General features: G+C 60.2%; 12 protein-coding genes and 1 tRNA gene. 4 read left to right on the top strand and 9 right to left on the bottom strand.

Annotated features, from left to right (window positions below):
• Nucleotides 1-18: 18 nt before the first annotated feature.
• The 3 genes from glyA to GV818_RS18985 form a co-directional block, all read right to left on the bottom strand.
• Nucleotides 19-1284: a serine hydroxymethyltransferase gene (gene glyA / locus GV818_RS18995; protein WP_161757624.1), complete on the bottom strand. Its 1266-nt coding sequence runs from the start codon at nucleotides 1282-1284 to the stop codon at nucleotides 19-21.
• 165 nt (nucleotides 1285-1449) lie between these two features.
• Entirely contained in the window at nucleotides 1450-2280 is an 831-nt protein-coding gene (locus GV818_RS18990; protein WP_161757625.1) for a YggS family pyridoxal phosphate-dependent enzyme, read from the bottom strand.
• Nucleotides 2280-3530: a benzoate/H(+) symporter BenE family transporter gene (locus GV818_RS18985; protein WP_161757626.1), complete on the bottom strand. Its 1251-nt coding sequence runs from the start codon at nucleotides 3528-3530 to the stop codon at nucleotides 2280-2282. Before GV818_RS18985 ends, GV818_RS18990 begins: the two co-directional genes overlap by 1 nt.
• Nucleotides 3531-3885: 355 nt before the next feature.
• Between GV818_RS18985 and GV818_RS18980 the strand changes: the two genes are divergently transcribed.
• Nucleotides 3886-5385, top strand: coding sequence for a PLP-dependent aminotransferase family protein (locus GV818_RS18980; RefSeq protein WP_161757627.1), 1500 nt, complete (start codon nucleotides 3886-3888; stop codon nucleotides 5383-5385).
• A gap of 377 nt (nucleotides 5386-5762) precedes the next feature.
• Nucleotides 5763-6980, top strand: coding sequence for an MFS transporter (locus GV818_RS18975; protein WP_372242102.1), 1218 nt, complete (start codon nucleotides 5763-5765; stop codon nucleotides 6978-6980).
• A 379-nt stretch (nucleotides 6981-7359) separates the two neighbouring features.
• On the opposite strand, the gene GV818_RS18970 is transcribed toward GV818_RS18975, so the two are convergent.
• From GV818_RS18970 to dapA, 5 genes are all read right to left on the bottom strand, one after another.
• A tRNA-Ser gene (locus tag GV818_RS18970) sits at nucleotides 7360-7449 on the bottom strand.
• A gap of 83 nt (nucleotides 7450-7532) precedes the next feature.
• Nucleotides 7533-8246 carry a phosphoribosylaminoimidazolesuccinocarboxamide synthase gene (purC, locus tag GV818_RS18965; RefSeq protein WP_161757629.1) on the bottom strand — a complete coding sequence of 238 codons (714 nt, stop codon included), beginning with the start codon at nucleotides 8244-8246 and terminating at the stop codon, nucleotides 7533-7535.
• Nucleotides 8247-8274: 28 nt separating this feature from the next.
• The gene (locus GV818_RS18960; protein WP_161757630.1) at nucleotides 8275-9033 is read right to left on the bottom strand and encodes an MBL fold metallo-hydrolase; all 759 of its coding nucleotides are present in this window, start codon (nucleotides 9031-9033) and stop codon (nucleotides 8275-8277) included.
• A 4-nt stretch (nucleotides 9034-9037) separates the two neighbouring features.
• A complete protein-coding gene (gene bamC, locus GV818_RS18955; protein ID WP_161757631.1) occupies nucleotides 9038-10153 on the bottom strand; it encodes an outer membrane protein assembly factor BamC in 1116 nt (371 codons plus the stop codon).
• Between the two features lie 17 nt (nucleotides 10154-10170).
• Nucleotides 10171-11049, bottom strand: coding sequence for a 4-hydroxy-tetrahydrodipicolinate synthase (gene dapA, locus GV818_RS18950; RefSeq protein WP_161757632.1), 879 nt, complete (start codon nucleotides 11047-11049; stop codon nucleotides 10171-10173).
• 325 nt (nucleotides 11050-11374) lie between these two features.
• Here dapA and GV818_RS18945 point away from each other — a divergent pair, with 325 nt between their 5' ends.
• Together GV818_RS18945 and GV818_RS18940 are read left to right on the top strand one after the other, a co-directional pair.
• On the top strand, nucleotides 11375-11935 hold the full coding sequence (locus tag GV818_RS18945) for a glycine cleavage system protein R (protein ID WP_161757633.1): 561 nt from the start codon (nucleotides 11375-11377) through the stop codon (nucleotides 11933-11935).
• Nucleotides 11936-11945: 10 nt separating this feature from the next.
• A complete protein-coding gene (locus GV818_RS18940; protein ID WP_161777209.1) occupies nucleotides 11946-12419 on the top strand; it encodes a peroxiredoxin in 474 nt (157 codons plus the stop codon).
• A 37-nt stretch (nucleotides 12420-12456) separates the two neighbouring features.
• Here GV818_RS18940 and GV818_RS18935 read toward each other — a convergent pair whose 3' ends face one another.
• The gene (locus GV818_RS18935) at nucleotides 12457-13527 is read right to left on the bottom strand and encodes an AI-2E family transporter (RefSeq protein WP_161757635.1); all 1071 of its coding nucleotides are present in this window, start codon (nucleotides 13525-13527) and stop codon (nucleotides 12457-12459) included.
• Nucleotides 13528-13530 lie beyond the last annotated feature (3 nt).

Genomic DNA, 13530 nt, shown 5'->3' with positions numbered 1-13530 from the left:
ATAGCTCGGGGTAAAGAATTAACGATAGACCGGATGACGGCGGCAGAGCCCTACCACCTGTTCGCGCACGTGGTGCGTGACCTCGTCGCCGCGACCGCTTTCCAGAGCATCCAGTACGTCGCACAACCAGCCCGCCAGTTGTTGGCATTCGAGCACACCGAAACCTCGGGTAGTGACGGCTGGGGTACCGATGCGCAATCCAGAGGTCACGAACGGTGAGCGTGGGTCGTTGGGCACCGAGTTTTTGTTGGCGGTGATGTAAGCCCTGCTCAGGGCCGCATCGGCGTCCTTGCCGGTGTAAGGTCTGTCGGACAGGTCGATCAGCATCATGTGATTATCAGTGCCACCGGAGACAATCTTGTAACCCCGCTGTTGCAGCACGGCGGCCATGCTCCGGGCGTTGCTCAGCACCTGCGCCTGATAGATTTTGAACTCGGGGGCCAGTGCTTCCTTGAAGGCCACGGCCTTGGCCGCGATCTGGTGCATCAGCGGGCCGCCCTGCACACCGGGGAATACCGCAGAATCGAGTTTCTTGTAGAACGCTTCGTCTTGCCCCTTGGACAAAATCAAGCCACCCCGCGGGCCCCGCAAGGTCTTGTGAGTGGTACTGGTGACCACGTGTGCGTGCGGCAATGGGTCCGGATATTCGCCTGCGGCGACCAGTCCCGCGACGTGAGCCATGTCGACCCAGAAAATAGCCCCGACCTTGTCGGCAATGGCCCGCATGCGTGCCCAGTCCTTGTACCGGGAGTAGGCAGAAAAACCACCGATCAGCATCTTCGGTCGAGTTTCCAGGGCGATGCGTTCCATCTCGTCGTAGTCGAGAAAGCCGGTCTTGGGGTCAAGGCCATAAGGAACGATCTTGTAATGACGGCCCGAGAAGTTTGAAGGGTTACCGTGGGTCAGGTGACCACCTTGGGCCAGGTTCATGCCCATCACCGTGTCGCCGGGATTGATCAAGGCCAGGAATACCGCGGCGTTCGCCTGGGCACCCGCATGCGGCTGCACATTGGCGTAGTCGCAGTTGAACAGGGTCTTGACCCGCTCGATGGCCAGCCGTTCCGCCACGTCGACATACTCGCAGCCGCTGTAGTAGCGCTTGCCTGGGTAGCCTTCGGCGTACTTATTAGTGAGCACGGTGCTCTGGATTTTCATCACCAGAGGGCTGGCGTAGTTCTCCGAAGCGATCAGTTCGACGTGGTCTTCCTGACGATGTTCTTCGTCATGAATCGCCTCATACAGCTCGGCGTCGAATGCTTTAAGGGTCAGCGTTGAGTCGTACATGATGAAGGAGTCCTTGGTTGGGAAAGTGAGCCGGTTCATGGCAAGTGCCGAGAGAGACACACTGCAATGTCGTTGTTTTGCGAGCCTTCACAGATCAACCGCATCAGCATTCGCAGGGCCAACAGATAACCGCTGGACATCGCATGGCTGCCTGTAATGGGTGAATCAAGTTGCTGGGGGAACATCGCCTCCCGGACGGACATCCGCGGTTGGCCAGTAGTAGGCATCCGGCATGGCACGTGCGCCGAAGATGGCCTGACCGACACGCACCACGGTCGCCCCCTCTTCAATGGCGACTTCGAAATCACCGGACATCCCCATGGACAACTCCTCCAGCCCGACGCCCGCGGGGGCGTGCTGGCGCAGGCGCTCGCGCAATTCACGCAGCCGTACAAAGCAAGGCCGGACACGGGCCACGTCGGCGGAAAACAGCGCCAGCGTCATCAGCCCGCGCACCCGTAACGCCGAGAACGCCGGCAGGGCGTGCAAAAAGTCCGCGACGGCTTCGGGCGCCAGGCCGTATTTACTGACTTCGCCGGAGGTATTGACCTGGACGAACACATCCAGTTGGCGCCCCTCAATGTGCAGGCGACGATCCAGGGCCTCGGCCACGCGCAGGCTGTCCAATGCCTGAAACTCACTGGCAAAACGCGCCACCTGCTTGGCCTTGTTGGTTTGCAGGTGGCCGATGACCGACCATTGCAGGTCGGCCAGATCGGTCATGGCCTGCCATTTTTGCTGCGCTTCCTGCACCTTGTTCTCACCCAGTAACCGGCAGCCGGCCGCGTAGGCCAGACGCAGATGAGCTTCGTCAAAGGTTTTGCTGACCGGCAGCAGGCGCACACCCGCCGGATCACGCCCGACCCGCTGACAGGCGTTGGCGATACGCTGCTGCACGGCTGCCAGGTTGCGACAAAAGTCCTCGACGCTGGTGGCTTGCGGGTAACGGCCATGACCCTCGTGCAGGGTGGTGATGTCTTGCAGTTGAGTGATCATCAGTGGCGGGTTCCTTGGGTTTTCACAACAGCATCGGCTGCCGGAATGATCTCCGCCTTGCGAGTCGGCAAGCGGCCATTGAGCAAGGCGTAGGCCGCCAGGCCGATCAGCAAGCCCCAGAACGCCCCACCGATCCCCAGCAAGGTGATGTTCGCGGCGGATGCCAGAAAAGTGATCAGCGAGGCTTCGCGGGATTTGACCTCAGCCATGGCGCTGGCCAGGCTGGTGCCGATAGTGCCGAGCAGGGCTAGCCCCGCCAGCGTCGTAATGAAGGTGGCCGGGAGCGCCATGAACACCGCGGCGAGGGTTACCCCGAAAATCCCCACGAGGATGTAGAACACGCCTGCGGCGACCCCGGCGATCCAGCGCTTGGACGGATCCTCCGCGGCTTCCTTGCCGGTGCAGATGGCCGCCGTGATGGCTGCGACGTTGAAGGCATGGGAACCGAAGGGCGCCATCAGCACGGAGCCCAGCCCTGTGACTGTCAGGATCGGGTTGGCGCTGGTGCTGAAGCCATCGTTGCGCAGCACCAGCATGCCCGGCATGTACTGGCCGGTGAGTGTGATCAGAAACAGCGGCAGCGCCACGCTGAGCAACGCATTGATCGAGAACTCAGGCCGGGTGAATACCGGTGCCGCGAATTGCAGCGCCAACCCCGAAAGATCCACACGGCCCTGCGTCAGAAGAAACCCCAGCCCCAGCACCAGAATGCCCACCACCGCGTAGCGCGCGGTAAAGCGCTTGAGCACAACGTAAGCGGCAACCAGCGCCCCGACCAATACCGGGTCAATACTCATGCCAGCAAACGCGCCGATACCGAACTGCAGCAGGATACCGGCCAGCAGGCCCGCAGCCACGCCAGGGGGAATCAGGCGGATGACTTTTTCGAAGCAACCGGACAACCCCAGCAGCACGAAGGCGACAGCCGAAATGATGTACGCACCCACTGCCTCGACGTAAGGCGTGGTGGACAGCGCAACGACCAGAAAGGCCGCGGCGGGTGTCGACCAGGCAGTAATGATCGGCTCACGGCTCACCCAACTCAGAAACAGCCCGGTAATACCCACGCCAATCGACACCGACCATACCCACGACGCCGTCAGCTCTGGGCTGAGCCCGGCGACCTTGGCGGCCTGAAAGACCAGGATGAACGTGCCGCCATAGTTGACGATGACTGAAATCAGACCGGCGATTACCGGATGCACAAGGTCGCCTAGACGCAGGGCCGATGGGGATACTGAAGAAGACATGATGGCTTTGCTCCTTGCAAAACGAGGTGTTTGGCCTCGGATCAGGGGGAATTTATAAGGCTGAAATGGCGTGTTTTTCCTCGGCACGTTTTCATAGGTAACCAGACCACTTTCCGAACCGTCGGCGGCGACTGAAGCGTTCCCTGTCTCAGCCATGCATGCGGACAAAACCCTTCATGAAGTTGCTCGACACCTCGACAGCCGCCAGCGTGAGCTGGCCATAGCTGACTAAGCCCTGTTCAAAATCGCTGGCAACACGCCTGCTCGCCCGGCACAAAGGCAATGACGAGGAGTGAATTCTACGGATAGACTGGACTGCCTTTGCAGGCCAATTTATTAAAGTAAGGCAGACCGCATGGCGAAAACGTTCGAGCTGGAAACGCTGAAAATGCGCCTCAACGATGTTGAGTTTCAGTTGCTGGATCTGCACCAGCGGATTCAGCGCGCACTGCGTGAGCTGATCCTCGACGGCGCCCTGGACCCCGGTTTGAAGCTGCCCGCGACTCGGGTGCTGGCCAAGTCACTCGGCGTTGCCCGTGACACCGTGGAGAACGCCTATGTGCAGCTGCATCGGGACGGTTTTATCGTGCGGCGCGAAGGGGCCGGCAGCTATGTCTGCGAAACGGTGGGAACCGAATTGCGAGGCGCGGCACGCCGCCGCATCAAGGCGCAAGAGGTCAAAAGCAGCCAGGCAGCACCGGGGGCGGGCTTGAGCCAGCGCGGGCGGATGATCTTCGACAGTGGCGGTGTGAACGATCAGCAGGTGATCAAGGCATTTGCCACCGGCCTGCCGGAAACCCGCAGCTTTCCCACCGATGTCTGGGAGCGCCTGCAACGCCAGGTCTTGAAGGACTATCGCGCCAACGTGCTGTTGCACGGTGACCCGCAAGGAGCCGAGCCGCTGCGCAAGGCGATTGCCACCTACTTGAACCTTGAGCGCGGGGCCAAATGCTCCCCCGACCAGATCATGGTGTTGAGCAGCACGCGCCAGGCCCTTTTTCTGTGTGCCCAGTTGTTGGTGGATGTCGGCAAACCGATTCTGCTGGAAAACCCGGGCTACTACGGCGCCAAGAAGGCCTTTCAGACCGCCGAGACCAAGGTTCTGCCCATCGATGTCGATGAACTGGGCATACGCACCGACCTGCTGTATGCCGACCGCAGCGGCGCCAATTGCGTCTATGTCACGCCGTCTCATCAATACCCCACCGGCGCGACCTTGCCGCTGGAACGTCGTCTTGAGTTGATCAACTGGGCAGCGCAGAAGGGCAAGTGGGTCATCGAAGACGACTACGACAGCGAGTTCCACTACGACGGGCAACCGACCGCCTGTGTACAGGGCCTGGACAAGTACCAGCGTACGCTCTACATCGGCACCTTCAGCAAGACCCTCTATCCTGGGTTGCGAATGGGCTACATGGTACTGCCTCACGAGTTGATCAAAGCCTTCACCTACGCGCGCAGCATGATGGACGGCCACACGCCACAAATCTTGCAACTGACCCTGGCGCGCTTTATGGAGGACGGCCATTACAACGCCCATGTCCGGGCCATGCGCAAGCTGTATGCCGGGCGCCGAACCATCATGCTCGACGCGATCGGCAAGCACCTGGACGGCATCGTCACTGCCTTGCGCCCTCCCGGCGGACTACAAATTCCCTGCCTGCTGCACGATGGCTGGTCTGAAGAAAAAACCATCCGCCAAGCAGCCAGCGCCGGCGTGCAACTTTCCGGCCTGAGCCACTTGTACGCCGGCGAGGAGAAGAAACAAGGCTGGTTATTGGGTTACTCGTCTTTGACCGCTCATGAAATCGAAGCGGCCATGCTGCGCCTGGCCAATGCACTGAAAACTCGCTAGGGCAAGGTCTGGCAGCCGGTAGCTCGGGGCATAGCTCAGCAACAGGCGTTGTGCCTGGGCGGCAATCCACACAAGGATCATGTCGCCCGGTTCGCCTGGTGCAAATTAACGGCAGAGACAACCGGCAGTGCCTGCCCATCCAAATGAGCGAGCGCAGCGCTGCCTCGGCGTATGTGCGTCACTCCGGCCACTGACCAAAGTGGTCTGTTTACATCGCCAGCAATGGACTATCACGCAAGAGCATGAGGTGCTTAAGATCAGCGCCGAGCTGGCCCGCCCCTGTATTTTTCTACCGCCGACAGGCAACGACTCAGCCGGTTTAGCAAAATACTTCTTGCCAGAGCGTTGACGCTCATCGAACAGGTTTATCCATGTCAATTGTTCATGTCGGACTGCTTCCTCAGGTAGCAACGGCGCACTTTGTCAGTCACTTGCACATCATGGTGCTGGCGGCCCTGTTTCCCGTGCTGCCGGTTTTTTTTGACGTGGGTTATGTGGAACTGGGCCTGGCCCTGAGCGTCTTCAATATCGTCACGGCACTGGTGCAGGCCCCCATGGGCTTTGTCGTCGATCACTACGGGGCCAGGCGCTTGCTGATCGCCGGGGTTGCCCTGGGCAGCATCAGTTTCCTGCTGATCGCACTATTCCCAAGCTACGGCTGTTTACTGATTGGCATGGCGTTGGCCGGGGTTGCCAACGCCGTCTACCACCCGGCCGACTATGCGTTGCTCTCTCAAGAGATCAATCCGGCCCACATCGGCAAGGCATTCTCTGTCCATACCTTTGCCGGGTTTCTGGGCGCCGCCATTGCTCCGGTGTTTCTGCTGGGAATTGCCACCGCGAGCGACCCGAGGCTCGCATTCGTTGGCGCTGCGCTGGTAGGTTTTGTCGCGCTGGGGCTGTTGTTGATACCCGGTTCGGGGCTGGCACGGGTTGTCCACGTGCGCCGCGCACCAGAGCCTGTACTCAATATCGCCAGCACCCGACGGCTGTCACTGCTCTCGCCGATGATCCTGAGCCTGACCTTGCTGTTCGTGCTGTTGAACCTGAGCACCAGTGCGATTGAGAAATTCTCTGTCGCCGCCTTGATGCAAGGGCAAGGTGCGACGTTGCCCTGGGCCAATTCGGCGCTGACGGCGTTCCTGTTTGCCAGCGCTTTTGGCGTACTGGCCGGTGGTGCGCTGGCCGATCGTACCCAGCGCCATGGGGTGGTTGCGGCCACTGCTTTTGCACTGGCCGCCGTATTGACAGCCATTGTTGCCACGACCAGCTTGAGCGAACTGGCACTGATCATCGCTCTTGGCGCCACCGGGTTTCTGACGGGCTTGATCGCACCCTCGCGCGACATGCTAGTGCGGGCGGCATCGCCCAAAGGGGCTGAAGGCAAAACCTTCGGCATCGTCTCCACCGGTTTCAACATCGGTGGCGCAATCGGGCCCATCGGCTTCGGTTGGATGCTGGACCAAGGGCACCCCACGGCCATCTTCTGGGCCAGCGTGACCTTCATGAGCCTGACCGTCGTACTGACCCTGATGCAGGAGTGGTACCTGGCAAGAGCCAGAACATCAACACCACTGCTTGCGGCCTTCAAATGACGTTGGCGTATCTTGTCAGCAAACTTGAAGGACAGGATACCTGCCGGCATCGCCTCCTCCCGCCACTACTTCCGGCATCCGGCTCGAAACCAGAGAAGATGAAAAAACCATGCAGATCGCCTGCTCTCTATAGGACGCAGGAACTTGCGGTGCCGAGTAATGCCATGGCTTACCCGCCACCATGATCATCAGCAAGCACCACGGGCGCTGAATACCCAAGGACGCCAAGAGCATGGCGGGTAACGTATCGAAAATGCTCGGGGGCCGGGCGGACCAGAGCAGCACTCTTTTTGCCCAAAAAATGCCCGAACAAATATCACAGAAACGAAAAAGCCCCTGTAATCTTCAACGATTACAGGGGCTTAGTCTTGTTCAATAATGGCGGAGAGATAGGGATTCGAACCCTAGGTACCGGTGAAGGTACAACGGATTTCGAATCCGTCCCATTCGGCCACTCTGGCATCTCTCCAACGGCGCGCATCATAACAGCACCTTTGCCGGATGCGAAGCCCCCGAGCAATTTTTTTCCGTGCTATCAGATGCTTGCGTCGATTACAGCGGTACGCCGAGGCGTTGGGCGACTTCTTCGTAGGCTTCGATCACATCACCGAGGCCCTGGCGGAAGCGGTCCTTGTCCATTTTCTTCTTGGTAGCCTTGTCCCACAGACGGCAGCCGTCCGGGCTGAACTCGTCACCCAGGACGATGGAGCCGTCGCTGAACACACCGAACTCCAGCTTGAAGTCCACCAGCAGCAGGCCGGCATCGTCGAACAGCTTGCTGAGGACCTCGTTGACCTTGAGCGACAACTCTTTCATGCGTACCAGTTGCTCGGCAGTGCCCCAGCCGAATGCCACCACGTGGGATTCGTTGATGAACGGGTCGCCCTTGGCGTCGTCCTTGAGGAACAGCTCGAAGGTGTAGGGGTTGAGTTTCATGCCCTCTTCCACACCCAAGCGCTTGACCAGGCTGCCGGCAGCGTAGTTACGCACGACGCATTCGACCGGGATCATGTCGAGCTTCTTCACCAGGCATTCGTTGTCGCCCAGCAGCTTGTCGAACTGGGTCGGCACGCCGGCGGCTTCGAGTTTCTGCATGATGAAGGCGTTGAACTTGTTGTTCACCATCCCCTTGCGGTCCAGCTGCTCGATGCGCTTGCCGTCGAACGCCGAGGTGTCGTTGCGAAACAGCAGGATCAAGCGGTCGGCGTCATCAGTCTTGTAAACCGATTTGGCTTTGCCGCGGTAGAGTTCTTCACGTTTTTCCATGATGGGCTCCGCTTGCTAAGTAGGTGGGCTAGGCGATGTGACGCCAGTCGAGCCCTGAATCTTGATCGGCCAGTTGCAGCCAGTCCGGGTCGCACCCAAGGGTGTCGACAAAACATTGCCGGGCCAGCTGCGGCAGGTTGTTCTTGCTGCTCAGATGGGCCAGGACCAGATGCTGCAGGTCCTGCCATCCCAATTCGGCCACCAGGCTTGCGGCCTGATGGTTGTTCAAATGTCCTTGATCGCCGCCAACCCGCTGCTTGAGAAAGTACGGGTAATGACCACGAGCCAGCCGGTCGCGGCAGTGATTGGCCTCGATCATCAAGGCGTCCAGCCCACGGTAACCGTCCAGCACACCAGCACAGTAGGAACCCAGGTCGGTCAGCAGGCCGAAACGGCGCTGACCATCGCTGAAGACAAACTGCGTAGGCTCCTGGGCATCGTGGGCAACGGCAATCACATCGATGCACAAAGCGCCGATCTGCAATGACTCACCAGCGCTGACAAACCCTGTGGGCTCCACGGGCTTGCGCATCCCGCGCAAAGTACCCTGGCTGAGGTAGACCGGTAGATTGTAGCGCCGAGACAGCAAACCCACGCCATGCACGTGGTCGGCATGTTCGTGGGTCACCAGGATGGCGCTCAGCTGTGCGGGATCGACTCCCAGGCGCAGCAGGCGCCGCTCGGTTTCCCGCAAGGAGAAACCACAATCCACCAAAACGTAAGTGTCAGCACTGGCGATCAGCGTGCCATTCCCTTGGCTACCACTGCCGAGAACGGCAAAACGCATCTGATCAGCCCAGGTTGTCCTGAATCACGCCCAACACTTTGCGCGCCACATCGGCAGGCGCCACGGTGTTGATGTTCTTCTCGACGGTGACCTGTACGTTCTCACCCACCTTGCTCAGGCGAACCTGATAACGCTCGGCGCGGGCTTCGATCTCTTCCTTGGCCGGCTTGCTGCCGAACAACTTGCCGAAGAAGCCTGGCTCGTCGTTTTTCTTCTCGGCTTTTTCCGCCAGGTTGATGTAATACAGGCCCAGGCTGCGGTTGATGTCCTCAACCCGCCACTCGCCCTGCTCCAGGGCGCGGCCGACACTGGACCAGGCGCGATCGAGATCGGCACCCAGGTTCAGCACCGGGTTGCCGCTGCCGTCTTCGCTGAGGCTGACCCGGCTCGGGGTATCGAAATCACGTGCCGCCAGCAGGGAAACCGAACCACCCTTCTCGGAGGTACGGCTCATGCTTGCCAGCATGTCATCCACCAGCGCAGCGTCCAGGCCGGTGTTGAGCGAACGGTTGGTGAAGTCCACATCGGCAGTGCTACCGGCGGGACGCTCGGCGCTGACCACGTAGACTTCGCTGGTGTTGCGCTGGACGCCCGGCTCGATACGCACCCGCACACGGGTCTCGCTGCCGGCGGCAACACCGGCACTGCTCAGGCGCTTGGCCACAGCAGTGGAAAGCTCGTCGGAACGCTGCCAGCTGGTGGTGAACTCACCTGTCTGCGGACGCTGCTGATCCAGGCGGAAACCGTTGTCCTGGAAGAACTGCACCGCGACCGGCCAGACTTCGGCCGGTGGATGCTGGGCCATGACCCAACGGGAATCCCCGCTTTTCTGCAAGGTGTAATCGCTGGCATCGGCAATTGCCGACAGCGGCTGCGGACGCGGTACCTGGTACTCGCCCTTGACGTTGTCATCCGCTACGTTGCGCGGAATCGGCAGCAACGGATCCAGACGCTTGGCAGTCTGAACATCCGGCGGCAATTGCATCGGTGCTGTTTGTTGCGCTTGTAGATAATCGCTACCCCGGTCACGGAAGTAGCCTTCCGGGCCCCAGATCCAACCGCAGCCACTGGTGCTGGAGATAATCAAGGCAAGTGCGGAAAGTCCGGCCATTCGCTTCATGCGTTGTACTTCCTCAATTAAACCAAGACGCCGGACTGGCGCATGGCCTGCCGCAGCGGTTCGTGACAGGCTGCACTGAGCCAGGTGAGCGGCAGACGGATACCGTCCGGCATCAAGCCCATTTCGTGCAGGGCCCATTTCACGGGAATAGGGTTGGATTCGATGAACAAGGTCTTGTTCAGCGGCATCAATGTTTGGTGAATCGCTCGGGCCTTGACCGCATCGCCGGCCATCGCTGCCGCGCACAGCTCGCTCATGGCACGCGGAGCTACGTTGGCAGTCACCGAGATATTGCCCTTGCCACCCAGCAGGATCAGCTCGACCGCCGTAGCGTCATCGCCGGAATACACCAGGAAGTCGCTACTCACGCCTGCCAAGATGTCCTTGGCGCGCTGCAGGTCGCCGGTGGCTTCCTTGACTCCGATGATGTTTTTCACGGTGGACAGGCGAATCACGGTCTCGGCCTGCATGTCGCAAGCGGTGCGGCCCGGTACGTTGTAGAGGATCTGCGGGATGTCCACGGCCTCGGCAATGGCGCGGAAATGCTGATACAGGCCTTCCTGGGTCGGCTTGTTGTAGTACGGGGTCACCAGCAGGCAAGCATCGGCGCCGGCGTTCTTCGCGTTGGTGGTCAGTTCGATCGCTTCACGCGTCGAGTTGGCACCGGTACCGGCAATCACCGGGATACGCCCTGCAACCTGGGCAACCACCCGACGAATCACTTCGATGTGTTCGTTGACATCCAGGGTGGCCGACTCACCTGTAGTGCCGACCGCCACGATGGCGTTGGTGCCCTCTTGCAGGTGGAAGTCCACCAGTTTGCTCAGGCTGTCCCAGTCGAGATTCCCCTGTGCATCCATGGGTGTGACCAGTGCCACCATACTGCCCGCAATCATGCAACCGCTCCTGCCGGAAAAAGAGAGCGGTAATGGTACTGGCGCCAAGTTCCTTGCACAAGCGAAGTCCCGCGCCTTGAGCATTCCCCTGAGCGATGCTTTTCGCTACCCTTCAGGCTTTGATCGCTACTGATAAGCGTGTAAACCGGGTTATTGCCTGCCTGTTGGATCTCTAAAGCCCCATTCCTGCGTTGCCAGCCTGTGTTCCGAGAGTTTCGGGGCCTGGCGCCGGCTTGTGGTTCAAGGCCTTGAAGATTCGCTTGCCGGACTTGTCCGACACCGACTTGTTAAAAGTATCGACCGCTCATCGCTTTAGGAATGCTGCATGTCCACCCCCACAGTTCGCGAACAATTCCTTGTCATCAGTGCCCTCGGCGCCAACCCCATGGAGCTGACCAACGTCCTGTGCCGCGCCAGCCATGAAAATCGCTGCGCCGTGGTGACCTCGCGCCTGACCCGGCATGGCGAGTGCAGCGCGCTGGTTCTAGAGATTTCCGGCAGCTGGGACGCCCTGGCACGCCTGGAAGGTGGCCTGCCGTTCCTGGCCAAGAAGCACGCCTTCACGGTCAACGTGGTGCGCAGCGCCGCTTTGGAGAACCGTCCCCAAGCCCTGCCTTATGTCGCCTACGTTAGCTCGGCGTACCGCTCGGACATCATCAATGAGCTGTGCCAGTTCTTCATCGATCATCAAGTCGAGCTGGAAAACCTCACCTGCGATACCTACCAGGCTCCGCAAACCGGCGGCACCATGCTCAACGCCACGTTTACCGTGACCTTGCCCGCCGGCACCCAGATCAGCTGGTTGCGCGACCAGTTCCTGGACTTTGCCGACGCCATGAACCTCGATGCGCTGATCGAACCCTGGCGCCCACAGAACCCCATGTAAGGAAGCTCCCATGGCCGTTGCTATCGACCAACCCGTCGCCGATTTCCAGGCCCCAGCCACCAGTGGCCAGACCGTCAGCCTGTCCGACCTCAAGGGCAAGCAAGTGGTGATCTACTTCTACCCCAAGGACAGCACCCCGGGCTGCACCACCGAGGGCCAGGGCTTTCGTGATCAATACGCCGCCTTTCAGGCCGCCAACACCGAGATCTTTGGCATCTCCCGCGACAGCCTGAAATCCCACGAAAACTTCAAGTGCAAGCAGGAGTTCCCCTTCGAGCTGATCAGCGACAAGGATGAAGCCGTCTGCCAGCTGTTTGACGTGATCAAGCTGAAGAAGCTCTACGGCAAGGAATACCTGGGCGTGGACCGCAGCACCTTTCTCATCGACAAGGACGGCGTGCTGCGCCAGGAGTGGCGCGGGGTCAAGGTTCCTGGCCATGTCGACGCCGTACTGGCCGCGGCCCAGGCCCTGAACAAGGCCTGAAAGCAGCGGGGCGGCTGAATCAGCCGCCCCGCATTATCTAGAGTAAAGGCGCCACCACCGGGTCCTTCCTCGGCCAGGCATCCAGCACCGCCTTGAACAATGTGGCCAGGGGAATCGCAAAGAATATCCCCCAGAACCCCCACAACCCGCCGAACAACAGCACTGCACAGATAATCGCCACCGGATGCAGGTTCACCGCCCCGGAAAACAGCAGTGGCACCAGCACGTTGCCGTCCAGGGTCTGGATGATCCCGTAGACCGCCATCAGGTAGATGAACTGATCGCTCCACCCCCACTGGAATAGAGCAATCAGCGCCACTGGCACCGTCACCACCACCGCCCCGACATAGGGCACCACCACCGAAATCCCCACCAGTAGCGCCAACAGGGCCGCATAGTTGAGGCCCAGCGCGACGAAGGCAATGTAGGTCACCCCACCGCAGATCACGATCTCGATGACCTTGCCACGGATGTAGTTGGCGATCTGCCGGTTCATCTCCTGGGCCACCCGGGTGATCAGCGTTCGCTCCCGCGGTAGATAACCGATGACCCAGCGGCTGATCATCGCCCGATCCTTGAGGAAGAAGAACACCAGAATCGGTACCAGCACCAGGTAGATCATGATGTTCACCAGCAAGGGCAGGCTGGACAGAGAGAAGGTCAGCGCCCACTGCACGAACTTGCCGATCTCGCCTCGCGCCACCTCGATGGCCTGCAGCACCTGCTCATCCGACACCAAGTGCGGATAGCGCTCGGGCAACAGCAGCAACAACGATTGCCACTTGGCGAGCATGCCAGGCAGCTCGTTGAACAGGGTGATCAACTGATGCCAGAGCAGCGGCACCACCACCAGGATGAACACCAGCAGCAACCCCATGAACAGGGCGAACACCAACCCTACCGCTGCCCCTCCGGGCAAGCGCAGCCGCTCCAGGCTCAGCACCAGCCCCTGCATCAGGTAAGCCAGGACCATGCCCGCCAGCACCGGTGCGAGCATTCCGCCCAGGGTCAGGACGGCAGCGAAGGCCAGAAACAGCAAGACCGCCAGCACCACCGCCTCTTCATCCGAGAAATAGCGTTGTATCCAGTCACGTAGCACTTTGAACATCAA

The organism is Pseudomonas sp. Fl4BN1 (genome assembly GCF_009908285.1).
Classification (GTDB): Bacteria; Pseudomonadota; Gammaproteobacteria; order Pseudomonadales; family Pseudomonadaceae; genus Aquipseudomonas.
This window is presented reverse-complemented; position numbering and strand designations above follow the sequence as displayed.

What these genes read in the sequence shown, in the direction of transcription:
- glyA (WP_161757624.1), bottom strand. Translation starts at nt 1,284, where the DNA reads ATGTACGACTCAACGCTGACCCTTAAAGCATTCGACGCCGAGCTGTAT.
- GV818_RS18990 (WP_161757625.1), bottom strand. Translation starts at nt 2,280, where the DNA reads ATGATCACTCAACTGCAAGACATCACCACCCTGCACGAGGGTCATGGC.
- GV818_RS18985 (WP_161757626.1), bottom strand. Translation starts at nt 3,530, where the DNA reads ATGTCTTCTTCAGTATCCCCATCGGCCCTGCGTCTAGGCGACCTTGTG.
- GV818_RS18980 (WP_161757627.1), top strand. Translation starts at nt 3,886, where the DNA reads ATGGCGAAAACGTTCGAGCTGGAAACGCTGAAAATGCGCCTCAACGAT.
- purC (WP_161757629.1), bottom strand. Translation starts at nt 8,246, where the DNA reads ATGGAAAAACGTGAAGAACTCTACCGCGGCAAAGCCAAATCGGTTTAC.
- GV818_RS18960 (WP_161757630.1), bottom strand. Translation starts at nt 9,033, where the DNA reads ATGCGTTTTGCCGTTCTCGGCAGTGGTAGCCAAGGGAATGGCACGCTG.
- bamC (WP_161757631.1), bottom strand. Translation starts at nt 10,153, where the DNA reads ATGAAGCGAATGGCCGGACTTTCCGCACTTGCCTTGATTATCTCCAGC.
- dapA (WP_161757632.1), bottom strand. Translation starts at nt 11,049, where the DNA reads ATGATTGCGGGCAGTATGGTGGCACTGGTCACACCCATGGATGCACAG.
- GV818_RS18945 (WP_161757633.1), top strand. Translation starts at nt 11,375, where the DNA reads ATGTCCACCCCCACAGTTCGCGAACAATTCCTTGTCATCAGTGCCCTC.
- GV818_RS18940 (WP_161777209.1), top strand. Translation starts at nt 11,946, where the DNA reads ATGGCCGTTGCTATCGACCAACCCGTCGCCGATTTCCAGGCCCCAGCC.
- GV818_RS18935 (WP_161757635.1), bottom strand. Translation starts at nt 13,527, where the DNA reads ATGTTCAAAGTGCTACGTGACTGGATACAACGCTATTTCTCGGATGAA.